Origin of the sequence: Amycolatopsis sp. NPDC048633 (genome assembly GCF_040650695.1) — a bacterium.
Classification (GTDB): domain Bacteria; phylum Actinomycetota; class Actinomycetes; order Mycobacteriales; family Pseudonocardiaceae; genus Amycolatopsis.
Genome location: NZ_JBEZHS010000028.1, coordinates 115,950 through 138,480, shown reverse-complemented (window position 1 = coordinate 138,480; position 22,531 = coordinate 115,950). Strand labels below are relative to the sequence as shown.

Genomic DNA, 22,531 nt, shown 5'->3' with positions numbered 1-22,531 from the left:
CTGCCGCACGGCGCGTTCTTCGGCGCCGGCGCGGTCGTCGCCTCCAGCCTCGTCGGCCCCGGCCAGCGCGCCAAGGCCGTGTCCATGATGTTCCTGGGCCTGACCCTGGCCAACGTCATCGGCGTGCCGCTGGGCACGCTCCTGGGCCAGCAGGTCGGCTGGCGCGCCACCTTCGGCGTCGTCGCCGTGATCGGCCTGGTCGCTGTCGCGGCCATCGCCCTGCTGGTGCCGAACCAAGGTCGGCCGGCCCTCGTGCGGCTGCGCACCGAGCTCGGCGCTTTCAAACGCCCGCAGGTGCTCTTGGCACTGGCGATCGTCATGTTCGGCTTTGGCGGGGTGTTCGCGTGCTTGTCGTACATCACGCCGATGCTGACCGACGTCGCCGGCTACTCGCCGTCGAACGTCACCCTGCTGCTGTCCTTGGCCGGGGTGGGCATGACGATCGGCAACCTGCTCGGCGGCTGGGTTGCGGACCGCGCGTTGATGCCGGGCTTGTACGCGGCACTGCTGTCGCTGGCCTGTGTGCTGGGCATCTTCACGATCACGGCGCAGGGCAAGGTCGGCGCGGCGATCACGATCTTCTTCGTCGGTGTCATCGGCTTCATGATCGGCCCGATGATGCAGGCGCGGATCATGGAGAAGGCAGGCGGCACGCCGTCCCTGGTGTCGGCCGCGGTGCAGTCGGCGTTCAACATCGCCAACTCGATCGGTGCGTACCTCGGCGGCCTGGTGATCGCGGGCGGCCTCGGCCTGGTCGCCCCCAACTGGGTCGGCGCGCTCCTGGCGGTCTTCGGGCTCTCGCTCGCGATCGTCTCGGGCACATTGGACCGTCGTGAAGCTCGCGCCGAACGGCGCGAGCTTCGGCCACGGTCAATCTGACTGTCTCGGCGTTCGTCACCGGGCGGCGAGCGGCCGCAGGCCTGGCGCCAGTCGGATGTGCGTACGCAAACGGTTGTGCTGTGCTCTCGAGGATCTGCCTCCGTCGCTTGAGGCTGGCGGACGGTTCGGGTTCGCGCCCGGGAACCAAGACCCGTCGGTTCCTTTTGTGCCAACAGCGCAAGCGCTTTCGTCCTGGAAGCCGGTTCGCTGGGGAGAGCCGGAACCCTCCGGCCGTGAGGCTCTGCCCGAAGGGAACTTCTGTGTCGAGTGCGTACGAGCTCGGTCGACGAAGGCTGCTGCGGACGTTCGGTCTGACCGCGGCGGCGTCGACCGCCGCAATGGCGTCAGCGGATCCGGTGCTGGGCGCGACATTCGGCCACGATCAAGCCGTAGGCTTTCGCCCCGAGGGCTACACCCCGCCGACCGGGCTGGCGAAGGACAGCCCGGCGAAGGCCGCCGCGCTCGCGTGGATCACCGAGAACGCCCGCGAGGTGACCGACCTCGGCGACCGGATCTGGTCTCACGCCGAGCTCTCGCTGCGCGAGTGGAACTCGTCGCTGGCCGCTGCCGACCTCCTGGCGAAGCACGGATTCTCGATTCGCTGGGGCGCCGGCGGGTTTCCGGCCGCGTTCGTGGCGACCTCCGGCTCCGGAGGACCGGCCCTGGGGTTCAACGCCGAGTACGACGCGCTGCCGGGATTGTCCCAGCGAGCGGGGGCGAGCGCGCACGATCCGCTCGTCTACAACTACGACGCCTACGGACCGACCTACGGCCCCGGGCACGGCGATGCGCACAACGCGCTCGGCGCGGGCTCCATCGGTGCGGCGATCGCGGTCAGTGAGGCAGTCCGCGCGGCCGGGTTGAAGGCCACGGTCAAGGTGTTCGGCTCGACCGGCGAGGAGCAACTCGTCGGGAAGCCGTTCATGGTCAAAGCCGGAGTGTTCGACGGCCTGGACGCCTACCTGGACTGGCACCCGTTCGGGGCGAACCTGGCGTTCTGGAACACCACGAGCGCGTTGGCCTCCGCGACGTTTACGTTCCTCGGCGCGGCGGGCCACGGCGCGACCCCGTTGGGGAACAAGAGCGGGCTGGACGGTGCCCTGCTGCTGGCGAGTATGTCCGAGTACCTGAGGGAGAAGAACGTCGCCACGTCGGGCCGCTTCCACTACGCGCTGATCAACGGCGGCGGCGCGCCCAACGTGACGCCCGACATGGCGTCTATCTGGTTCTTCGTTCGCGAGGGCAGCCCGGCGCGGGTGCAGCAACTGTGCGGCAAGATCGTCGAGTGTGCCAAGGCAGCCGCTCAAGCGAGCCAGACGAGGCTCGTGCACAAGTTTCACGCTGGGACGTGGAACTCGCTCGGCAACAAAGCTGGCGCTGAGCTGGTCTACGACAACATGGTGAAGATCGGGCCGCCCGTGTTCACGGACGCGGACCAGGCGTTCGCCAAGGCGGTCCAGCGCGCCCTCGGCAAGCCCGAGACCGGGATCGCGACCACCATCGTGCCGCTGGCCCCGCCCCCGCCGGTCTTCGGCGGCGGAGTGTCGACCGACAGTGCCGACGTGAGCTGGCACGTGCCTACCCTGACCACGCTGGCGGCGACCTTCCCGGCCGGGCTGCCGAACCACAACTGGGCGGTGACGGCGGCGGCCGCGACGAACATCGGGCATCAGGGCATGCTGGCCGCCACCCGCTACCTCGCCGCTACGGCGATCGACCTGATCACCTCACCCGAGCTCCTCGAGGGGATCAAGGCCGAATTCCGGCAGCGGACCGCCGGCGTCACTTGGCAGAGCATGGTTCCGGACGGCACTCAGCCGCCGATGTACCAGCCGCCGGCGGAATTCCTGGCGAAGACGGGACAGCAGTGGCCGCCGAAGGGCATCACCTGGCCGGTACCCCCGGTGGTGGCTGCCGAGCAGCTCGGCTCGGTGGGCCCGGAGCTGCCGCCGGTGACCTGAGCCGCAGAACGGCGGGGCGGTGCCGGCGCGTGGCCCCGCCGTTCAGCCGTGATCGTTCGCGGCACTTGCTCCGCGCCGATCACGGCCGGCGGTGAAGGCGCATCGGGAGCGGGCCGGGGGTCAGGGTTGCGCGGCGGGGAGCCGGCGCGACCGGGCGGTTCGATACCGAGCGGAACTCCCAACGCGCGATAATGGTGGCCAGAGCCAGCGTCGCTTCGGTCACGCCGAAGGTCTCGCCGATGCAGCGGTGAACCCCACCCCCGAACGGAATGAAGGCATCCTTGGGAATGTCGGCGGCTCGCTCGGCAGACCACCGGGCCGGGTCGAAGCGATCCGGATGGGGGAACACCTCCGCGTCGTGGTGCAGCAGATAGGGGCTGTACGCGATGCCTGTGCCCGCGCGAAGTCGATGTCCACCGAGCGTCACGTCACTCGTCGTGACCCGCGTGAAGATCCAACCCGGCGGATAGAGACGCAGGGCTTCGGTGAGAACATGGCTGGTTCGCACCAGGCGAGGAACATCTGCCCACTCGGCGGCTCGTCCGTTGAGTACTGTGTCCACCTCGGAGCGGACGCCACGTGCGACTTCCGGATGTTCGGCCAGCAAGGCCAAGGACCAAGCCAATGCGCCGGCGGTGGTTTCGATGCCGGCGAGGAACAGTGTGATCACCTGGTTGTGGACGTCCTCGGGGGCCAGAGCACCACCATCGTCATCGCTCGCGGTCAGCAGCATCGAGAGCAGGTCGCCGTTGTCCACTCCAGCCTTGCGATAGGCCGAGATGATCTCGTCGACTGACGCGTGCAGGGCTTTCACCGCGCGGTTGTAGCGGATGTTGCCGGGAGTGGGAATTCGGGTGACCAGGCTGGTCGGCGACATCATCCGGATGAACAGCCCGCTCAGGTAGGTCGACAGCGAGTCGACGATGCGCGCAGCTGCCGGACCCGCAACGTCCGCGGCGAACATGGTCCGGGCAGCTGTGCGCGCTGTGATGTCATAGGTCGCGGCTGCCATGTCGATGATCGCGCCGTCGTGCCACTGTGCCAGCACCGCGTCGATCATCCTGTTCATGGTGGGCGTGTAGGCGCGTACCTGGGCGCGCCTGAACGCGGGTTGCATCAGCCGGCGTTGCCGACGATGCGTTTCGTAGGTACTGGTCAGCAGGCTGTCGCCGGTGAGCTCACGTACCTTGTCGAAAAGCGCCCCGCCCTTGTCAAAAGTTTGACTGTCGATCAGCACCTGACGCGTCAGCTCATGATCGGTGATCATGATCATCGGCAGTGATCCGATGTCCACTCTTACCAGGTCGCCGACTTCGTTCAGCGAACGCAGGAAGGACAAGGGATCACGGAAGAGTGGCAACGCGTGGCCGACCAGGGGGAGGTGGCCGGGCGCGGTCGGTACGGCAACGTCTCGTCCCGCGGCAGTGGTGCTCATCAGGCCCACCAGGAGTCGATGCACGGGATGGAGGGAAGATCAGATCGTTCGGGCTTGCGGGTGTTGACGATGGTCCACCCGGTCAGCGAGCGATTGGTCACGGCCGCATCATCCGGGTTGTCGGGATCCATGTACCGAGGGGATGCACCGCTGTAGTCCAGGTAGGCGCGTACCCACTGGCCCAGCCCGTGGACATACCGTGTCACAGTGTCGTTGCCGTACGCACTGACCTCGTCTCGTAGCCGGAGAAACCGCGCCATCGCACGGTCTCGCATGGAGCCGGTCAGAGCGACCGCTTCGTCAGCGTCGCAGGCGAACTCGGACTGCAGCACTGAGACAAGGTTTTGCACCAAGGGAAAGCCGTGTTCCGCTGAACGATGCACTTCCTTGTCGTAGGACGTGAGGTCGTTGTCCCATCCGATGATCGCTGAAACTATCTCCCGCAGCTGGCGCACCTTCGGGCCCGACCAGTCTGCCGCGGAGACTTCGTAGCCGCAGGCGATGTCGGTGAACACGATGCACGGGTAGACGCCGGACTGCTTCAACCACATGGCCACGTAGTCGTTCAACGTGGGAACACGGTTTTCGGCCCGGTTCACCGCCTCCCACAACAACCCGGCGAAGTACTCGGTCGTCGCGTGGATCCACCGGTCGACCTGCACCGGGCTCGCGTTCTCGGCCACAGCGAGCCGGAGGTCGCGCAGGGCATCCGCCCATCGATTGCCCGGCAACACGTCCGCGGCCGGATCCTCGATGATCCGGGTGAGCTTCGACAACAGTGTGATGTAGTCGTGCGGCGGGAGCGCGCCGCCCGGCCTCTCGTCACTGTGCACGTCATCGAACGACTGCAGCCACACGACTTCCTTGCCTGGCAGGCTCAGTCGTACCGCGTCGGCGGCGTCCGGCAGTGCCTTCGACGGGAACAAGGGGAAGCGAGACCTTGCGAAGTAGTTGCCCTGCGCCGGCGTCTCGAAGATCTGGAACTTCTCCAGCCAGTCCAACGCGTCTTGCTCGGCCGACGCTGCGTACGGCGACTCAGCGGGCCGGATGGGACAGTAGAACTCGGGCATGCTGATCATGATTCTCCTGTTCGTTGACTAAAGGGCATCGGCTATCAGAGATTCGTTGCCCGTGCGGCGCTTGATATCAGTTCAGGTTCGTCCAGTGTGGACCGATGAGACGTCTTGAATCTCAGGTTTCGGACAGCGAGCCGGACCTGTGCACTCTGACTGGCCGCGATCGGCGGCAGCGTCGCCTTGAGTTACGACCGTTCTGAGTCACTGGAGAACTTCGATGGACGGTGACGGTTCGGACCTCCGGGCGAGGTGTGGACGGTGGCTTGCTCCATGCCGCAAGGCGCGCCAAGACCAGTCAAAGCGATCTTGGCAGCTGACTTCTTGGGACGCCGGCACCAATATGGAACCCGACGTTGGTACGGCATCTCATTCAGTTCGTCGATCGCCTTACAAGCGAGATGGCTGTCGCGAAGCGAGTGCTGCTCAGTCCTAGTCGCGTCTGTCGAAGGGAGGAGTTCGGCAATGTGGTGTGGTCCGGCAACGGTCACGTCCCGTCGGGAGGGCAGGCCTTGGCGGACTGGCATATTCGCGCTGACCGGTGCTGGCGCGGCACCGGGAGTCGATCTGATGCCGCTGATAGTCCTGCGCGGCATGCAGGCTGTGGGGACGGCGCTGGTCATCGAGAAGCTCGGCTACGACGGTGGGGCAGGTCACGGCCTATGTGCCGGCAGCCTCCACCTGAGGCTGTCGTGTTCGCTGGTGACGGTCCGGTGATCGCGTCGTGGGGACGCGTTCTCGAGGCGGCCGATTCGCTGCCCACGATGATCGTCGCCGCACACCGTCTCGACGATGAGACCCAGCGAATCCGTGGGTACTCGCCGGGCGAGAGGTCGGCTGCCTTCGCTTTCGACCCGGAACGCTTCGTCGCGCATGAGACGTTTTTCGTCGAGGATTTCCGCCGGTGGGCGCGATCGCGTTTCGACGTCGCGCTACCCGTGGAGCGAACCGCGGTGTTCGGTGTCTCGGTCGATGGAGAGCTTGCGCTCGCCATCGGGCTTCGCCATCCCGACATTTACGGCGCTGTCTTTTGTGCGTCGCCGGGCGGTGGGTACCGGCCGCCTGCGGTGCTGCTGGCACGACTTCCGCGCGCGTATCTCGTCGGCGGCACGGGTGAGCCGTGGTTCCTCGCGAACGCGACCCGGTGGGCCGGCGCGCTGCGCGACGCCGGTGCGGATGTTGTCATGCGGGAACGGCCTGGGTCGCACGGCGGCGCGTTCTGGCAAGGAGAGTTCCCGCTGATGGCGGCGTGGGCGTTCACCCCTTGACGTAGCTGTCATCTCCGGGTGGTGCCGACCGAACCGTCGGTCTCGGAATCACCCAGAGATGACAACGACATCGTCAACAGCGTCTACTTAGGACTCCACTTCGACGATCGATGCTCCAGCGGCGGCACGTTGCACAGCTTCACAGCCGGCCTTCGCGCTGGTCTTGCTCTCGTAAGCCTCACCGACGGCGACGACTTCGCCGTTCCCGGCCTTCAGGCGAAACCTGAACTTTCCGGCCTTGTCCTGGTACACCTCGAACTTGCCAGCCACGGTGACCTCCTTGTCCCGCGATGATTCGTTCTCGATCGAGCGTAGCGTCGCGGAGGTAGGTGAGCGCAGCGAGCGTCATAACCCGGCTGGAAGTGAAGGGCGGTCGTCGAGTAGGTCGCTGCGGGTCTTGACGCGGTCGAGGGCATCTTCGGCACCTCGACGGGTTGCCCTGGTCAACACCCTGGTCGGTGACAGTGGGTGCGAGCACGGGCGCCCTGCGCTGCGTCGAGGTCGCGGGCAGGGTGAGCTTGACCGGCTCGACTTGACAGCGCACCCTCTAGTCTCGCAGTATCCGAACAAGTGTTCGATTAATGTTCGGGTTCGCTCGCGGCTTCCCACGTGGGCGTCTCCGGCGCGCGTTCGTGGTGCTGGAGGTACGTGGTGGCCATGCCCGAGGAGGTGGCCAGGCTCGCGACGATCCCTGGCCTCCGCACAGCCGCCCAGCTGAAGCGACCGGACCCCGAGATACCGACCGCCGCCGGATCGCTGCCCGTGACACCGGCGCTCTCCGAGCTGCTTCCAGGAGGTGCGCTCCGGCGTGGCAGCACCGTGTCCGTCGTGGGCTCCACGGCGTTGATCCTTGCCCTGCTCACCGAGGCGACGCAGCAGGGTTCGTGGGCGGCGATTACCGGCATGCCTGACCTCGGCATTGTCGCGGCCGCCGAACTGGGTGTCGACCTGGACCGGTTCGCTCTGGTGCCCGATCCCGGGGCCGAGCTCGTCGCGGTCGTCTCGGCGTTGATCGATGGGTTTGACCTGGTCGTACTCGGCCCGGTCGCCGCCCAAGGCGTCCAACCGCAACTGGCTCGTCAGCTGGCCGGGCGCGTCCGCAACCGAGGTGCGGTCCTGCTGACCACTGGTGCCTGGCCCGGCGTCGACCTCGAGCTGCGCGTCTCGAACCGCAAGTGGAGCGGCCTCGCCGTGGACGGGTTCGGTCACCTGGAATCCCGCGACGTCGTCGTTTCTGCTCGGGGCCGCGGGGCAGCGGCGCGTCCGCGCACCGCCGCACTCCAGCTGCCAGCTTCGGGTGGCGCCGCCGCCGTAGGTCGCCCCCGCGCGCGGACCGGGCTGACCGAGGCCGCAGGATGAACCGTCCGGCCCCGGCCGAGCGCCGCCGGCCCATGGCACATCGCCCGATGACCAGCGACCAGCCCGGCAGCACAGCCCGGTCAGGCGCGCGTAACGAGTTCGGCGAGCTGCTTCCGGTCCGACCAGCGACCGGCAAACCCAGCGCCTGCTTGCGCGGGCACCGGCTCGACCTTGGTCTCTACGAGAAGCTCGCACCGTACAGCCATCGCTACCGGCTGCACGCCACGCTCTGCGAGGTGTGCCGCGCGCTGGAGGCCTGCGACCCGTCCGAGCGGCGCCTCGCCGAATGGGCCCACCTCGATATTGCGAGCCAGCGAACGACTGCCGCGGCGGTCGGAGATGGCCTGGTCATCGTCGTCCGTTCGCCAGCACCTGGAACACTGGCAGGCCAGGTCGCTCTCCACCTCGACGGCAGTCAGGTGGCCTCGGCGACGCTCAGCATCTGCGTCCCGTGCCAAGTCGCCACCCTGGACTACGTCCACGTAGTAGCGAGTTACCGCCGCCTCGGTTACGGCCGCACGCTCGTCGCGGCGGCAGTAACCCGCGCTCCCTCGTACCGGTGGACCGCTCCGTTGCCCGACGGGCCGGTGGCTCAGTCGTTCCGGGCGCGGATCGCGATGCGTCGAGCCGGATCACCGTGCATCCATCGCGGTGGCGACGAAGCCGGGCGATGAGTGCCGGAGGAGTGCTCGGATCGGCCGTCGATGAGCGCTTCGGGCAGGTCCGGCAGTTCGGCTGGTAGGAGCTTGCCCGAGCACTGGATGGTTCGTGAGCGCGGAAGGGCATGGCGATAGGCCCCTTGCGCGCACCGCAGCTGATGTCTTCACTCGTGCGGTTCAGGTAATGCTCGCGAGCCGGAGGCGTGCCCACGCTCGCGCGGCGGAGGTGAGAGCCGGGCGATGGGCCAAGGGCTGGTGGCGTTCGAGGTACTCCCAGATTCCCCAGATCGCGACCGCGAGAGCCGTTCTTGCTCCTGCAGGAGCGTGCTGCCAGATCGGCAGCTGCTCTGCCCATGCTTCGGCGTCGGCGGGGTCGTGTCCGGCTTCGATCAGGCGCGTGATGAGGAACGCCGGGTCGACGGCGGCGTTGGCGCGCCGGGACCAGGCCCAGTCGACGATCCGAACCCTGCCTTCGTGCACCAGCAGGTTCAGCGCGTGGAGGTCGGTGTGCGCGAGGGTGTTTCCGGCGACGAACTCGATCGCGGCGGCTTCCCAGGCCGTGAGCTGGTCGAGGTGATCTTGAGCCCAGGGGTCGAGACTGGATGGGGTGTCCTTGGCGAGTCGTCGCCAGGCAGCCAGCCGAGCCCACTGCTCCGCCAGGGCCGGTGCTTCGACCGACACTGTCCTGAGCCCGTCGGCCATCGTCGTGACGGCGTCGCGTACCGCGTCCAAGTCAGGCGAGCGTGGTGACAGGTCGACGTGCCGGCCGGGGGAGTGTTCGAAGCCGAGCAGGAGCCAGCCGTTGGCTTCGGTGCGCCACAGCAGGCGAGGCGCGACCAACACGGGGAGGACTGGATTGATGGCGGCTTCGTGCCGGTGCATGCGTCCGCGGTTGCCGTCCGCGTCGGCGATTCCCTTGCAGAAGAGGGTGCCTGAGGCGGTATGGAGGGTGGCGGAGAAGTCGGAGTTGCGGCCTGCGCTGGGAAGCACTGCCTCGTGGACGTCGCCGGTCTCGTGTTCGATGGCCGCCCGGACCGTGGCGGGCAGTGCGTCCCAGGTGCTGCGGGGCATGCTGCGCGTCCTCCTAGTTTGCCGGGGGCGGGTCGTCGTGGCAGCCATTGTGGCAACCGGTGCAGCTGCCGAGGGCGGTGCGTGGCCACAGGGCGTCGTCCAGGTGGAAGCCGAGGCTGAGTATGGCTGTGACTGTGCGTGCGAGGACGTCGCCGGGGGACTCGGTGGTGGGCTCGTTGTCGTTGGGTACGTGGTGGATGAACCGGCCGGCCACACGGTCGCAGAACGCGGCGTACTCGCTGGTGTCGAGGAGGAAGGTGTGCCAGCCGATGTCCACGAGCTCGCTCGGCGCGAGCGGGGCACCGACGTTGGTCGCGCACGCAAGCAGGAATGCCAGCGCCTGGTCCATGATGCGCTCGGCGAGGTCGCGCTCGAGGCCTTCGGCCTGGACGATGCGGTCGGTCAGCCGGTCGAAGAGGTCGGAGGAAATGAGGGTGCGTCCGGTCCGGTGGGTACTGGTTGCGATCGACATTGCGGGTTCTCCTTCACGGATTGTTGTGCTTCGCACGGATGCGGCGTCCGGTGAAAGCGGCTGGTTTCGACGGCGGCGATGGAGAGATGGATCTGCTCCATGTCCGGAGTGGGGAGGGCGGCATTGAGCACGACGGTGAGACTGCGGCGACGGATGTCGATGAACAGCGGGTCGATGTCGGAGGTGCAGGTCTCGCGTACTGCTGCCTGCCAGTGGGCGAGGTCTTCGTCCGGGCCGAGGTCTTCCCAGCGTGCGATCATCCACTTGCCGCGCTGGAGCTCACCGACGATTTCCTGCAGCTCCGACACCAGGTAGGGCGCGGCGACGCTCGTCATGACGCGGCCACGGGGACGAAGCCGGCCGGGATACGCCATACCGGCCGGGGATCGATCAGAGCCCGGTGCATCCTCCGCGCGCCAGTGAAGGCCGTGCGGCCGTGCAGCCAGCGATGGTTGTTGACGACGTATCCACTACCGGCCCTCGTGGGCACGGTGACCGTGTGGCGTTCGATGATCCGGGCCAGCACGGCGAGCCGCCGCTGCGTCTGCGGCGCGAAGCGGGCCAGCTCGTCGCGGCGGAGCCGGATTCCGACCAACCCGCTCGGGCCGGGTTCGAAGACGTTCCCGACGATCCCGGCCGCGCCGCCGAAGTAGGCGCCGCGCCGGGCCGACAGGTCGGCCAGGGCCTCCGGCGCGCTCGTTGCCAGCTCGTCGTGAACCGCACGGCCGTCGACCAGGACGCAGTCGCCGCCGCGTACGGCGGGGCGGATGCACGTCATGGCCACCAGCAGCGGCGGCCGCGGCAGGTCCGAGCAGTCGGAGTGCGGGGCCAGAGCGTGCCGGCTGAACCCGGCTTGGCCCGCGGACGGGCGGGTGTCGCCGCGGTCGGTGATCACGGTGAGACCTGAGCCGGTGCTGTCGCGATGGGGGACGAGCCGGCCGAGCCGGACCGCCAGCTGCAGCAGCTGCTGTTCCGCGGGAACGCCGTCGAACAGCGCGACACCGTCGCAGGCCAGCACACCGGCCAGCTCGCCGACGCCGCCCGCCGCTGCGACGTCGACATGACACTCCGCGAGCGCGGTCACAGGCATGGCGGCATCCCCCTTCGGTTGTGGTTTCTTCCAGTTCGGCCAGCACACCGGGCCGCCCGGCCGGCGTCCACTGACAGATCGTCAACCCGCGCCGGGGTTGACGGTCGGCCCGCGCTGCTACGGTCGGTGACACAAGGCGCACGGAGGGCGGGAGGCTGGTGCTGGTGGCGGAGTCCGGATACCCGGTGTCGATCAAGGGTGTCCTGATCCGGGGCGACCGGGTGCTGCTGGTGCACAACGAGCGCGACGAATGGGAACTGCCGGGCGGCCGGATCGAGCCCGGAGAGACCCCAGAGCAGTGCGTCGCGCGGGAGATCACCGAGGAGAGTGGCTTGCCGGTCGAAGTCGCTGAGATTCTCGACGCCTGGGTGTACCACATCGCCGTCGCCAAGAAGGACGTGTTCATCGTGACGTACGGCTGCACCTCCACCTCGACGGCTGCACCGGTGCTCAGCCACGAACACAGCCGGATCGGTGAGTTCGCCGAGCACGAGGTTCCCGGGCTTCGCATGCCGGAGGGGTATAAGCGCTCGATCGCCGCGTGGTTCGAGCGGCTGCGAGTCCGGCAGGCGGTCCGGTAGCGGTCATGGCCGGGTGCGCACGCTGCGGGGCAGCTTTGAACCGGTCCTTCCGAGCACCGGTCTGTCCGGCATGCCGCGCAACGAGCACCAGCCTGTCTCCGCGACCACCGCGGCTGACCCCCGCCGTCTGGATGTGGTCCGACCCCGCTGCCGCGGCAGCACTCGGCTCGCGCGATCTCGCGACCATCCTTCGCGCCTACCGTGCTGCGAACCGGCTCAGCCAGGAGGCGCTCGCCGTCCTGCTCGGCTACGACAAGTCGTACGTCGCGATGATCGAAACCCGCAAGCGCACGCCTGGCGACGTCGCCGGACGCCGGCACATCGCCCGCGCCCTCGGGCTGCCGTTCCACCTGCTCGGCGTCACCGATCCCGACGACGCCGACTTCGCCGCGCTCGTGCAGTTCGGTGACAGCGTGATCCGGCTGGCCGAGATCGCCCGCCAGTCCGGCCGGGTCATCGAAGCCGTCAACGAGCTGTGGCCGCTGGCCGCCCGCCTCGAAGCCCGTGCCGCCGAAGGCCGCCTCGAGCGCGACACCTTGCATCTGCTCGCCTCCGCACGCTTGGCCCTTGGTGTCTCCCTCGGCACTGTGCTGCCGGAAGAACGCCTCTCCGGTGCCGCGGCCTGGACCGGCAAAGCCCTCGTTCTGGCCCGGCACCTGGACGATGATCACTTCCTGGCGAACACCCTTCGGATGCACGGCAACGAACTCCGCAAAGCCGGTCGCCTCCGAGCCGCCGTCGCCCGTCTGGAGTATGCCGTCGCCATATCCACCACTCAGGCTGGACAAGGCGCGGCGTTCGCACTGCTCGCCCGGGCTGCCGGCGATGCGGGACTGCCGGACCAGTTCGCCGGGGCCATCGAAGGATGCCGGCAGCGACTCGACGCGGCGACGGGGAACGAGTTGCTGCTCAACCCCTTCACGCTGCGCGAGATCCACGCCCGTGGGCTCCTCGCCATGGATCGCCCGGACGAGGCCCTCAAGGTCCTGAACACCGACGCCGGAGAACCTGCCGCACCGCAGTGGCTCATCATCGAGCGGGTGACTGCCGGCGAAGTCCTCGCCGCGACAGGCGAGCGCGCCGGTGCCGAGGAGGCTCTGGCCTCGGCTATTGCAACCGCCGAGCATCGTCGGCTGCCGCACCAGCTGCAGCGGGCTGTCCGTGCGGCCAAGCATGGGCACCTCCCAGCTCTCGTTGACGCCGGACGCGTTGCACTACGACGTCTTCGCGGCCTACTGTCGCCTGCCACGTAGTCCCGCATCGCTGACACGGTCCTGCTGCAGCGGAATGCCCTGTTTGCGTCGGTGGATCACGTCGCAACGGTCGCACTGTCGAGGAGCTCCCCGTGCCCGCCGTTCGCTCAGCGGAACGAACGTCGCGGTGTCCGAAATACCGCAGAGCGTTGTGAACGCTTGTCCTGGCGTCAGTACCTCGATGAGACGGTGCCACTCGCCGTCGATCACCGGGTGGACGGCCTGCAGGTCCACATAGATCACCGCGCTCATCGTGACGCGCCGACGTCGTCGACAGATTGGGCTTGTAGGCGAGCGAATGTTGCCCGGTAACGCTTTACTGTCTCGGGATCGCCCAGATAGATCCGCGTGTGCTCGTGCCGCAAAACAACGGTGAAGAGCCCGGACGGGGTCTCGTAGAGCGTGAATCCGTCGACCGTGCCAGGCGCGAAGGCACTCGTTGTGACGATCCCCGCCGTGACATTCGTCAGCCGCGGCAGGCCAGTCGCAGGAGCCCAGACTCCTTCGCTCACCAGGACGACGTTCGCGCAGCGCTTCGGCCGGTCGAGTTCCCGCACCCGCTGCGCGAAGATCGCTTGGTCGATATCGTCGGGCGGAACGTCGCGACCCTGCAACTCGGCCTGGATGGACTCGGGTGTCCGTAAAAGTTCCGGGACTCGGTGTGGCGCCCACTCGAACTTGCGAACGGCAAGGTCTTCGTAGGCATATTGCAGGCTGGTTGTATCCGGAGCGAGTTCTTCGACGCAGCTCAACCGGTCACCTTGCTGGTGTATCCGGACGAGCTGACGGTAGATCGGTGGCCGCACCTGAAGGTAGCCCAGGATGAATCCCAGTGTCTCTGCCGGAGGTCGGCGAAGGCCCAGTTCCCATGCTGAAAGGTCTGAGGGTGTGAATCCCAGCCTTCGGGCCAGGGTACGCAGGCTGACGTCGTGCTTGGTGCGCAGCTCTCGCAGGGTGTGACCGAGGAGCAGCAAAGCCGGATACAACTTGGGTTCGGACATAAGGGTTCTCATTCCGTGTGAAGGAGATGACGCGATGCCGCGACGATTCCGGCGTCGGTGTCGTCGGCGTGGGATCGGATCAGGTCGACCGCTTCTTCGACCTGATCCGCGAAGTCGCGCTGGGCGGCCGGAGTTGCCGTGCCGTCCGTCAGCTGAGTCCTGAGTACGGCGACTCGGGCTTCGACAGTCAAGAGGACATCAACGAGCTTGTGCGTGGCACGGGTCATGGAAACTCCCGATAGTGACGGTGGTTCGCCCGACCTGGACAGTCGACGCAGTCCGATGAGGACTCGGCAAAGATGAATGACTTCAGGAGACTCGGCGATCTTGAGGTCCCCTTCGGACGGCCAGGTGATCTTCTTCGACGGCATCGTCGTTCACCACCCGGAGCGTGGATCGGCGAGGGCGGACATAACTCTGCGGGTTGCCCCGGGTCGGTGACACCCAGGAAGAACGCGGTGCTTGTTCGCTACGGTCGGGATGCCGGGCCCAGCATCGCCCGGTGTCGACGGCTTCCTCCCCGCGCGTGGTTTCCCTCCAGTCTCCACGGCGCCGGGGAGGAAGCCGCTCACCGTGGAAGCCCGCGAACATGGGTGAACGACTCGTCGTAGCACCGCCGGATCACCTCCCCAGGATCCGTTCCCAGGCCACGGCAGAGGATCGCGAACGCGACGATGGGCATCGCGCGGCTGCCGCGCTCCCAATGACCGACGACGGCCGAGCTGTAGTCGACGCCGCTGGCGGCGATGAGCTGAGTCCTGGACCAGTCGCGCTGCCTTCGTGCGCCCAGCAACTCCGCGGCAAGGGCGGCCAGAAACTGGCGCGTGGAGGCGGCGACGACGTTCCCGCGCGGCGCGTGGAGCGTCGGGGATTGAGCCGGACTCCTCTGTCCGATCTGGACCGACCCGGTTTCGGCGAAATCGCTTACCCACCGCCGGATCGTCGTCGGCGATACGTTTGCGCGTGCCGCCGCGCCTGCGCGGGATTCACCGCTGTACCAGCGTTGGATGGCTTCGGCGCGGATGCGCTTACGGCTGTCGGCGTCTCGTGCGGCGGCGGCAAGGGTGTACCGCTGCTGCGGGGACAACTCGGGGCGTGCGATCGGATTCATCGTGCGTCCTCGTCGGTCCAGCCCAGCACTTCGAACAGGACCTTGTCGGGTGCTCCCGTGATGGGACCTCGTATCGGGACGCTGCCGTGCTTACCCCAGTCGCCCGGTGCGAAGCTCGCGCCGGTCGCCTGCATCGGGTTCTTGGCAGCTTCGATGACCACCACGTCGTCGTGGGTGCCGGCAGCTTGGTGGCCGATCAGCTCTTCGGGTGTGGCCGAACCTGCGGGGCGGACGGCCCATTCCCAGCCGTGTTCACGCGAGACGGCGATCGCCCCGCTGACACGTTCCCAGGCCAGGGGCACTTGGCCCCACTCGTCCGGGGTGCTCATGGGTTCCCTCCCGAGGCTTTCTTGCGGCGGCGGAGATGCGGAATGAGGCCTGTCGGGGGATGGCCTTCGCACCTCCGCCGCCTGTCCTGGGCGGGCTGGTTAAGCGCCCGCGGAATGATGCTGCGAGTACGGTCGCGTAAATTTGCATGCGATGCAAGTAGGCGACCGTGTAAATTTGCATAGCCACCCGGTCGGGTGACCGTGCAACTTGCCTGCACTGCCGTAGGCTCGACGCCGATCGATCGAGAGGAGCGTCCGTGGCCGACGAGGTCAAGACGAAAACCGCCGGGGTCCGCATGAGGCGGATCGCTCGAACGATCCTGGCCTGGCGTACTGCGACTGGTCAGGATCAGATGGAGGTCGCGAAGGCGGTCGGCTGGTCAACGGCGAAGCAATCGCGGATCGAGACCGCCAAGCTCCCGATCACGCCGGCCGACGTCATGACGCTCGCTTTGCACTTCGGCCGGCCGGCGGACGAACGCGACGCGTTGTTCCGCGACGCGCAGGCGGCTCAGAGTTCGCGCTGGCTGGACCAGATCTCAGCTGAGGCGTTCGCCGCGGACGTGCGTGAGTACGTGGCGCTCGAGTCCGAGGCCAGTGAGGCGCGGATCTTCAAGATCGACGTTGTGCCGGGACTCTTTCAGACCGAGGACTACGCCAGGGCCATCTCGAAGCTGGGCTCCGCGCCCGACGACGAACGACGCGAAGAGCGAGTTCAGGCGCGCATCAGGCGTCAGGCTCGGTTGCAGGACGAGGCGCCGCTCGGCGTTCGTTGCGTGCTCACCGAAGCGGTGCTCCGGCTCCAGGTCGGTGGTCACGAAGCCTGGCTCGGACAGCTCCGTCGGATCGCCGACCTCATGGAGTTGCCCAACGTCGACATCCGGTTCTTGAAGAGCGGGAACGGGGCATACCGCGCGATGGGCTATCCGTTCACCGTCCTGAGCTTCGACGACGCCGAGCCGGACATCGGCTACATCGAGCTGCTGCGTGCTGGCGTATACCTTGAGCAGGAAGCCGAGGTCCAGCCGTATGTCGAAGCCTTCGAGGAACTCTGGACGTCGGCGGAAGAGCCGGCCGGATCCCGTGGACTGCTGATGGAGATCATCGGGGCGGCCGGGTGATCAAAAGACTGGAGACCGACGTTGGACAAGACGCAACTGCCGGAGGCGGTGTGGCGGAAGAGTAGCTACAGCGGCGAGGGTGGCAATGAATGCGTCGAGGTGGCGATCCTCGGCGACAGTGCTGCCGTCCGTGACTCGAAGGATCCGGGTGGCGGCTTCTTCGTGATGGCGGACGCTGGCTGGTCAGCCTTCCTGACTGCCGTCGCGAAGTAGTCAGCAGCAGAGCGGGCGGGTTCCGGGGCTGGCCGGAGCCCGCCCGCCGTGCGTTGCGTCAATCGAACGCACGTTCTATGGGTCTGATACGTTCGTCGCGCCGAGGTCGGGTTCGCTGAGCCAGGAGGTAGCGATGGCGTGGTTGCTGAGGGAGCGAGCTACCGGCAGGGAGTGGCGCATCGGAGACAGCGACCTCGCCTGGGAAGCCGGCGGCTACGACACCGTGCGGTTCGAGCTTCATGTTCTCGACGAAGACGTCGATGGAGCTCCGGATGGATTGCCCGCCAGCCGTGTGGCGTCACCCTGCGTAAGCTGATGTTTAGGCGGACTCCTGCCTGGTGCCGACGATGTACTGGATGGTGGGCGGACTCATCGCGGCCCACCTGCTGACGGCCTTGACCGGGGCCATCAGCGTCGCCGTGCGGAACCTTGGCTCACTGGTGAGCCGATCGGGATCAAGCGAACCGTCGCGGGAACAAGTTCTGCGGGTCGTACCGATCTTTCGCCTCGGCGAGCGCCACCCGTGCCGCACCGAGGTGACGTGTCCAGTCGGCGCTGGTGAACGGGATGGCTCCGGTGGGGTAACTGGTGCCGCCCAAGCTGATGGCGGCGTCGTACCAGCGTCGGTTTCCGGCCACCATTTCCCGGGCTGTCGCCGCGTCCGTAGCGAAGCGAAGTCCGGCGACCAGGTACACCGTGCTGGCCTCGGGTAGCCGGAAAAGCGCGGTGCCGAAAGCTGTGGTGGTCATCGGGTAGATGAGGATCAACCCGGACGCGCCCAGGTCGGCGTGCTCGAGGCCGGCCATGATTCCGCTGGTGAACGAATCGATCCTTGCGTCGGGCACAAGCAAGTTCGGCCAAGGGTGCGGGGCTTGCCATTCGCCTGTGCCTTCGAGGTACGTCACGGTCTCGTCGAGCCGTGTGGCGAACTCCCAGTAAGTCAAGTCCTCGATCTTGTCGCGGGAGGCTGCGAAGCCCATCCCTGAAACGAGAAGATCGTCGTCGGGCTCGTGAGGTGGTGTGTAGTACGAGGCGACGTCCAGCATGTAGACCCAGCCATCTGGGGTCGGCAGGATTTCTCCTTGCTGAAAGTCGAAGCGGCCGCTGGCGAGCAGGCTGCGCTGGCTGGCGATCAGGTCGTCGATGGTGGGGTAGTAGATCTTGACGCGCCGCACGCGTGCTGGTGCCGCCACCAGCGGCAGAGTGGCTCGCACGATGACTCCGCATTGGCCGAACCCTCCGAGCACAGCGTGGAAGAGGTCGGGTAGCTGTGTCGGCGAGCAGTGACGGAGTGCCCCGTCGGCCGTGACGACATCGAGGGCGAGCACGTTGTCCGTCTGGACTCCGTATCGATGGCTGGTACCGCCGATTCCGCCCGCGGATAGGGTGCCTCCGACGGACGTTCCCAGGTAGTCGGTGAGGACGCGTGGAGTCAGTCCGTGCTGAAGCGTCCGTGCGAGAACTGAATTCCAGGTCGCGCCGGCATCGACGGTCACGTGGTCTTCGCTGAGATCGTGAACTTCGTCCATGGCGGTCAGATCGATGATCAAGCCGTCGAGCGCCTGAGCCTGCCCAAGGCTGGTGTGGCCGCACCCTCGAGGCACGACGGGGATGTTGTTGGCCGCAGCGATGGGTAAGACGGTCTTGATGTCGGTCGAGGATCCGGCGCGGAGAACTGCGAGCGGCGGGTGGTTGATGATGCCACCGAAGTCGGCTGCCGCGAAGGCTGTCGCGGTGGGATCGGTGACCATCGTGCCGTCGAGATTCAGATGGGAGAAGACGTCCGAAGTCACTTAGCTGCCCCGTCCTTCAGATTGGCGATGCTGGCGCGCACAGCGGCTTCGGCAGGATCCCCTCGCCGCTCAAAGATGCTCGCGGCCTCTTCGAGCCGAGAACGCGCCATGGCGCTGTCGCCGCGAGCAGTCAGCGTTTGTGCGAGAGCCCACAGGGTGTCGGCCTGACCTTTGTCATCATGCGCGGCTCGTTGTACTGAGAGGGCTTCTTCGAGCTCGCGCAGTGCATCGTCGAGCATGTTGGCGGCGAGGTAGGTCATCCCCAATTGATAGAGCGAAAGTCCTTCGCCGTACTTATCGTCGATGGACCTGCAAAGCGACAGCGCGCGGCCGGCGTACAGGAGCGCGTCTTCAGTGTGCTTCTCTCCACGGCAAAGGTCGGCGAGATGTACCAGCGCCACCGATTCGGCGTGCTGGTCGTTCTGGTCGCGGTGGATCACCATGCCGCGCTCGAGCGCGCGCCGGGCCATGCTGACGTCCTCCATGTCCGCATGCGCGAGTCCGATGCCGATGTGACACCACGCTGACCTGGTCGGTTCCCCCTCGTTCTCCAGCAGGACCAGCGCTCGGCTAAACGCTTGACGGCCGCTTTCCGGCTTTCCCAGGCCGAGTTCGACGAGGCCGAGGCCGGTCAGCATGTCAGCCTGCAGGCAGGGGTCGCCGAGCTTGGAAGTGGCCTCCAGACCGAGGTGGTAGGTGCGCTCCCAGATCGTCCAAGGTTTGCGAAGGTGGAAGTAAGAGAAGAGAGCTTGCGAGATGCGGCACGCAAGATCAGGGTGTCCGACCTTGAGTGCGAGCCCGACCACCGAAGGGAAGCTGGCCAGCTCCTGCTCGCACCAGGCGAAGGCATCGGCATAGCCGGGGACCGTGGTCTCGGTGGTCGGAGGCCGGAACGGCTCCAGAGCGCGCCCCGCGTCGACGGCAGTGTGGAGGTACCACGACAGCTCACGAACTCGAGCTCGTTCGATGTCTTCGGGCGCGTCGACGGCGAGTGCTTGCTCTGATGCGTAGACCCGAAGCAGATCGTGTAGCCAGAAGTGGCCTCGGCCGGCCTCCTCGACCAGGTGGCACATGGCGAGTGCGCGAAGAAGGTGCGATGCCTGGTCGGACTGTGTGTCGGCGAGCGCCGCGGCCGCCGAGACGCTGATCTCCTTGCCTGGGTGTAGGCCGAGCAACCGGAACATCCGTGCTGCCGCCGTGGGAAGAGCCCGATAAGACCAGGAGAAGACGGCACGAACGTCCGCGTCCTCGTCCGACGCAAGGGCAGCGAGCCGTTGACGCTCTTCGGCGAGGTCGTCAGCGAGCTCGGATAGACGAACGGGATGGGCGGCGATGCGTTCCGCGGCTACAGCGACGGCGAGCGGGAGATGACCACACCGGTCGAGGACGGCTTGCGCGGCTTCTGGTTCATCGTCGACCCGTGGGCCGACGACTTCACGCAGGAAACGTAGTGAATCGTCGGCGTCGAACGGGGCGAGGGCCAGCTGTGTCGCACCCGCGCGCACGACCAGTCCGGTGAGCATGACCCGGCTCGTCACCAGCACCGTGCTGCCGGCCGCGCCGGGGAGCAAGGGGCGTACTTGGTCGGACGAGACTGCGTTGTCGAGGACGACCAGGATGCGACGGTTGTGCGTCATCGTGCGAAACAGCGCTGCCCGTTTCTCCTCGCTGGAGGGTACGTCCGCAGGGGTCAGTCCCAGGGAAGTCAGGAAGTCTTCGAGGATTTCGGCGGGGCTGGCGGGCGATTGGTGCGCCGAATGGCCTCGAAGGTCCGCGAACAGCTGGCCGTCGGGAAAGCGATCGATCTCCCGATGGGCCCAGTAGAGGGCCAGAGTCGTCTTCCCGACTCCGGGTGGCCCGTGCACGGTGGCGATCGACAGCCGGTCCGCTTGGCCTGAGACCGCGTTGAGAGCCGAGAGTTGAGCGCTTCGCCCGACAAACCGGCCCGGAGCTGCAGGCAGCTGCGCGGGACGCGTCACTGCTGTTTCCGAATCGCCCTGGCGTGGACGTGGAATCAGAGCCAGCAGCTCGCCGCCGGCCTCGAGTGCAGTGTCACAAGCCTGTGCCAGCTCCGTGGTCGCAGCGCGACGGCCGTGCTCGACGTTGGCGAGGTGAGCTCGGCTGTAGTGAGTGCGAGCGGCCAGTTCCGTCAGTGAAAAGCCGCGGGCGATGCGCACATCTCGAAGCTCGGTTCCGAAAGTCTTTCGCTTTTCGACTTTCGTTCCTTGTGTTTCATGTTTCCTGTACATGAAAACAGAAACCCCCTAGTAATCGCTGTCACTCCAGCTGATCCTGGGATGGAAGCACCGAGCGACGGATACGTACCCCTCGGCAGTGAGGGTAACGCCGCGGGAGCTTCAAGGCAGACAAGTCGCGGGACGCCGCGAGCAAGATCGTCCGTGAGGTGGAAGGTCGAGCACTGAAAGTGACGGTTAACCCGTCTGTGACGCCAGATGGGTGACATCTAAGACGGTGCACTGCTAGCGCTTGGTGACTGCTCCGCTTCATTCATCGGAAGTTCCCTCTGTTCGATCTGGCTGACACCCGTTCGTCCGGGGCGTTGTGTACGCCCCATTTTTCGGACTCAAGGCATATTTTGGAGAATCACATGTCTTTTTCAACGTGTCTTCAACGCGCTTCCGTCATTGTTTCGATCGCTTTGTCGTTCGGCTGCTCTGTAGCGATGGACGCTTCCGCCCGGCCGACGTCAGAGAAGGTCGAGATCGCTGGTTGTGGCTACATCGGCGGAGGCGAGTACACGCACTGCGACAACGGTTCCGGGTCGACCGTGATGCTTGACGTTCAGGACATTTTCTTCAACCTGTACCACACCTGCGTCGGGCCGGGAACCACGAACCTCCAGCCGGGGATCCGCTGGCGCGTGATCGGCGCATGGTGGAACGGCGGTGTCGGGTGCGACCCGGGGTACTACGGGCCGGCGTGACGTCGCAGCGCGTCCAGCAGTGAACTGCTGGCAGGAAGGCCGAAAGATGCCCAAGATTTGGTTTTCGGTTGCGTCGTCGATTGCTCTCTCCGTCGGCTTGGGGGGATGCGCAGGTGGCACAGACACGTCAGCGGTTACCGAGCTGTCGTCGCCGGTTTCGCTTCCGTCAGGACCAGAAACGGTCCAGCCGGAGGCAGCGTCAGCGAGCGCCGCGCTGGCTGCGTACGAGCTGTACTGGCGGATCAGCGAGCAAGCCGGCCGCGCGCCGCGCGAGAAGGACTGGCGTCCCGAACTCGCGAAGGCGATGGCTGATCCGGCGCTGACCGGCTACGTCAACGAGGTCGGCAACCTCGCGTCCGTACCGGCCCATACCGAAGGCCGGTACGGACGCTCCCCGAAGGTGACGTCGGTTTCCGTCGCCCAGCCGCAGCGCGTGGTCATCACCGACTGCCTCGACGCCACCAAGGAGCACCTGGTCAGCGATAAGGCGGGCGAGTTCGGCCGCAACCTCGACCACCCGGACCAGCCGCGCCGCTACGAGTTCGAAGCTCAGGTCGTCCGGTATCCGGATCCCGACCGCTGGCTGGTGCAGCAGGTCCAACCACGTCTGGAGAAGCCATGTTGAAGAGCAGTTGCGTGCTCGCCGTCGGCCTCGCCGCGGTGGCGTTACCAGCGACCGCGTACGGGCAGACCGGTCCCGGTGGGTGCACGTCGACCGGGACTCGCGGGATGTGCTGGGTGTCGGCTGCCGACCCGGGCCGCTCCGCCGGAGAGCCCAGCCCTCACGAAGGAGGCGCAGGCTCAGCCGGTCAGAGCGCGCAGCGGCCGCGCTATCCGTGTACGGACAGCTCGTGGACGCCACCGCCCGCCGGTGATCCGCTGTGGGGTGGCCACGCACCGTCCGATGGCTCGCTGAGG

At 66.8% G+C, this 22,531-nt stretch carries 26 protein-coding genes; 12 read left to right on the top strand and 14 right to left on the bottom strand.

Annotated features, from left to right (window positions below; all coding sequences use genetic code 11):
• A partial coding sequence (locus AB0C38_RS36425; protein WP_360682300.1) for an MFS transporter occupies positions 1-879 on the top strand: 879 nt, incomplete at its 5' end.
• Between the two features lie 260 nt (positions 880-1,139).
• Positions 1,140-2,840: an amidohydrolase gene (locus AB0C38_RS36420; RefSeq protein WP_360682298.1), complete on the top strand. Its 1,701-nt coding sequence runs from the start codon at positions 1,140-1,142 to the stop codon at positions 2,838-2,840.
• A gap of 79 nt (positions 2,841-2,919) precedes the next feature.
• Here AB0C38_RS36420 and AB0C38_RS36415 read toward each other — a convergent pair whose 3' ends face one another.
• Positions 2,920-4,275, bottom strand: a complete 1,356-nt coding sequence (locus AB0C38_RS36415) for a cytochrome P450 (RefSeq protein WP_360682296.1) — start codon at positions 4,273-4,275, stop codon at positions 2,920-2,922.
• Complete coding sequence (locus AB0C38_RS36410; RefSeq protein WP_360682294.1) at positions 4,275-5,345, bottom strand: hypothetical protein; 1,071 nt, start codon at positions 5,343-5,345, stop codon at positions 4,275-4,277. The genes AB0C38_RS36415 and AB0C38_RS36410 overlap by 1 nt, the downstream gene beginning before the upstream one ends.
• Before the next feature lie 573 nt (positions 5,346-5,918).
• Between AB0C38_RS36410 and AB0C38_RS36405 the strand changes: the two genes are divergently transcribed.
• Together AB0C38_RS36405 and AB0C38_RS36400 are read left to right on the top strand one after the other, a co-directional pair.
• Positions 5,919-6,065, top strand: a complete 147-nt coding sequence (locus AB0C38_RS36405) for a hypothetical protein (RefSeq protein ID WP_360682292.1) — start codon at positions 5,919-5,921, stop codon at positions 6,063-6,065.
• A complete protein-coding gene (locus tag AB0C38_RS36400; RefSeq protein WP_360682290.1) occupies positions 6,062-6,616 on the top strand; it encodes an alpha/beta hydrolase-fold protein in 555 nt (184 codons plus the stop codon). The genes AB0C38_RS36405 and AB0C38_RS36400 overlap by 4 nt, the downstream gene beginning before the upstream one ends.
• 87 nt (positions 6,617-6,703) lie before the next feature.
• Here AB0C38_RS36400 and AB0C38_RS36395 read toward each other — a convergent pair whose 3' ends face one another.
• The gene (locus AB0C38_RS36395) at positions 6,704-6,886 is read right to left on the bottom strand and encodes a DUF1508 domain-containing protein (protein WP_360682288.1); all 183 of its coding nucleotides are present in this window, start codon (positions 6,884-6,886) and stop codon (positions 6,704-6,706) included.
• Positions 6,887-7,273: 387 nt separating this feature from the next.
• On the opposite strand from AB0C38_RS36395, the gene AB0C38_RS36390 reads away from it, so the two are divergent.
• Entirely contained in the window at positions 7,274-7,975 is a 702-nt protein-coding gene (locus AB0C38_RS36390) for a hypothetical protein (RefSeq protein ID WP_360682286.1), read from the top strand.
• A gap of 47 nt (positions 7,976-8,022) precedes the next feature.
• A complete protein-coding gene (locus AB0C38_RS36385) occupies positions 8,023-8,649 on the top strand; it encodes a GNAT family N-acetyltransferase (protein ID WP_360682285.1) in 627 nt (208 codons plus the stop codon).
• A 162-nt stretch (positions 8,650-8,811) separates the two neighbouring features.
• On the opposite strand, the gene AB0C38_RS36380 is transcribed toward AB0C38_RS36385, so the two are convergent.
• Genes AB0C38_RS36380 through AB0C38_RS36365 form a run of 4 tightly spaced genes read right to left on the bottom strand, consistent with a single transcriptional unit; the run spans position 8,812 to position 11,267 of the window.
• Positions 8,812-9,705, bottom strand: a complete 894-nt coding sequence (locus AB0C38_RS36380; protein ID WP_360682284.1) for a phosphotransferase — start codon at positions 9,703-9,705, stop codon at positions 8,812-8,814.
• Positions 9,706-9,718: 13 nt separating this feature from the next.
• Positions 9,719-10,177, bottom strand: a complete 459-nt coding sequence (locus tag AB0C38_RS36375) for a hypothetical protein (RefSeq protein ID WP_360682282.1) — start codon at positions 10,175-10,177, stop codon at positions 9,719-9,721.
• Complete coding sequence (locus tag AB0C38_RS36370; RefSeq protein ID WP_360682281.1) at positions 10,108-10,512, bottom strand: hypothetical protein; 405 nt, start codon at positions 10,510-10,512, stop codon at positions 10,108-10,110. Before AB0C38_RS36370 ends, AB0C38_RS36375 begins: the two co-directional genes overlap by 70 nt.
• A complete protein-coding gene (locus AB0C38_RS36365) occupies positions 10,509-11,267 on the bottom strand; it encodes a TauD/TfdA family dioxygenase (protein ID WP_360682279.1) in 759 nt (252 codons plus the stop codon). Before AB0C38_RS36365 ends, AB0C38_RS36370 begins: the two co-directional genes overlap by 4 nt.
• Before the next feature lie 164 nt (positions 11,268-11,431).
• Here AB0C38_RS36365 and AB0C38_RS36360 point away from each other — a divergent pair, with 164 nt between their 5' ends.
• Both AB0C38_RS36360 and AB0C38_RS36355 read left to right on the top strand, forming a co-directional pair.
• The gene (locus AB0C38_RS36360) at positions 11,432-11,848 is read left to right on the top strand and encodes an NUDIX domain-containing protein (RefSeq protein WP_360682277.1); all 417 of its coding nucleotides are present in this window, start codon (positions 11,432-11,434) and stop codon (positions 11,846-11,848) included.
• A gap of 131 nt (positions 11,849-11,979) precedes the next feature.
• A complete protein-coding gene (locus AB0C38_RS36355; RefSeq protein ID WP_360682275.1) occupies positions 11,980-13,101 on the top strand; it encodes a helix-turn-helix domain-containing protein in 1,122 nt (373 codons plus the stop codon).
• Here AB0C38_RS36355 and AB0C38_RS36350 read toward each other — a convergent pair.
• The 5 genes from AB0C38_RS36350 to AB0C38_RS36330 all read right to left on the bottom strand — a co-directional run bounded on the left by AB0C38_RS36350 (position 13,081) and on the right by AB0C38_RS36330 (position 15,542).
• Positions 13,081-13,353, bottom strand: a complete 273-nt coding sequence (locus AB0C38_RS36350) for a hypothetical protein (RefSeq protein WP_360682274.1) — start codon at positions 13,351-13,353, stop codon at positions 13,081-13,083. The genes AB0C38_RS36355 and AB0C38_RS36350 overlap by 21 nt on opposite strands.
• Positions 13,350-14,102 carry a Scr1 family TA system antitoxin-like transcriptional regulator gene (locus AB0C38_RS36345; protein WP_360682273.1) on the bottom strand — a complete coding sequence of 251 codons (753 nt, stop codon included), beginning with the start codon at positions 14,100-14,102 and terminating at the stop codon, positions 13,350-13,352. Before AB0C38_RS36345 ends, AB0C38_RS36350 begins: the two co-directional genes overlap by 4 nt.
• An 8-nt stretch (positions 14,103-14,110) precedes the next feature.
• Complete coding sequence (locus tag AB0C38_RS36340; RefSeq protein WP_360682272.1) at positions 14,111-14,473, bottom strand: hypothetical protein; 363 nt, start codon at positions 14,471-14,473, stop codon at positions 14,111-14,113.
• 197 nt (positions 14,474-14,670) lie between these two features.
• A complete protein-coding gene (locus AB0C38_RS36335) occupies positions 14,671-15,213 on the bottom strand; it encodes a helix-turn-helix domain-containing protein (RefSeq protein ID WP_360682270.1) in 543 nt (180 codons plus the stop codon).
• Complete coding sequence (locus tag AB0C38_RS36330; protein WP_360682268.1) at positions 15,210-15,542, bottom strand: hypothetical protein; 333 nt, start codon at positions 15,540-15,542, stop codon at positions 15,210-15,212. The genes AB0C38_RS36335 and AB0C38_RS36330 overlap by 4 nt, the downstream gene beginning before the upstream one ends.
• A gap of 257 nt (positions 15,543-15,799) precedes the next feature.
• On the opposite strand from AB0C38_RS36330, the gene AB0C38_RS36325 reads away from it, so the two are divergent.
• Together AB0C38_RS36325 and AB0C38_RS36320 are read left to right on the top strand one after the other, a co-directional pair.
• Positions 15,800-16,663, top strand: coding sequence for a helix-turn-helix transcriptional regulator (locus tag AB0C38_RS36325; RefSeq protein ID WP_360682267.1), 864 nt, complete (start codon positions 15,800-15,802; stop codon positions 16,661-16,663).
• A 21-nt stretch (positions 16,664-16,684) separates the two neighbouring features.
• The gene (locus AB0C38_RS36320) at positions 16,685-16,876 is read left to right on the top strand and encodes a DUF397 domain-containing protein (RefSeq protein ID WP_360682266.1); all 192 of its coding nucleotides are present in this window, start codon (positions 16,685-16,687) and stop codon (positions 16,874-16,876) included.
• 455 nt (positions 16,877-17,331) lie between these two features.
• Here AB0C38_RS36320 and AB0C38_RS36315 read toward each other — a convergent pair whose 3' ends face one another.
• Together AB0C38_RS36315 and AB0C38_RS36310 are read right to left on the bottom strand one after the other, a co-directional pair.
• Entirely contained in the window at positions 17,332-18,669 is a 1,338-nt protein-coding gene (locus tag AB0C38_RS36315) for an FAD-binding protein (RefSeq protein WP_360682264.1), read from the bottom strand.
• Positions 18,666-20,918 carry a tetratricopeptide repeat protein gene (locus tag AB0C38_RS36310; protein WP_360682263.1) on the bottom strand — a complete coding sequence of 751 codons (2,253 nt, stop codon included), beginning with the start codon at positions 20,916-20,918 and terminating at the stop codon, positions 18,666-18,668. The genes AB0C38_RS36315 and AB0C38_RS36310 overlap by 4 nt, the downstream gene beginning before the upstream one ends.
• 359 nt (positions 20,919-21,277) lie before the next feature.
• Between AB0C38_RS36310 and AB0C38_RS36305 the strand changes: the two genes are divergently transcribed.
• Together AB0C38_RS36305 and AB0C38_RS36300 are read left to right on the top strand one after the other, a co-directional pair.
• The gene (locus AB0C38_RS36305) at positions 21,278-21,613 is read left to right on the top strand and encodes a DUF6355 family natural product biosynthesis protein (RefSeq protein ID WP_360682262.1); all 336 of its coding nucleotides are present in this window, start codon (positions 21,278-21,280) and stop codon (positions 21,611-21,613) included.
• A gap of 46 nt (positions 21,614-21,659) precedes the next feature.
• A complete protein-coding gene (locus AB0C38_RS36300) occupies positions 21,660-22,238 on the top strand; it encodes a hypothetical protein (RefSeq protein WP_360682260.1) in 579 nt (192 codons plus the stop codon).
• Positions 22,239-22,531: the final 293 nt, after the last annotated feature.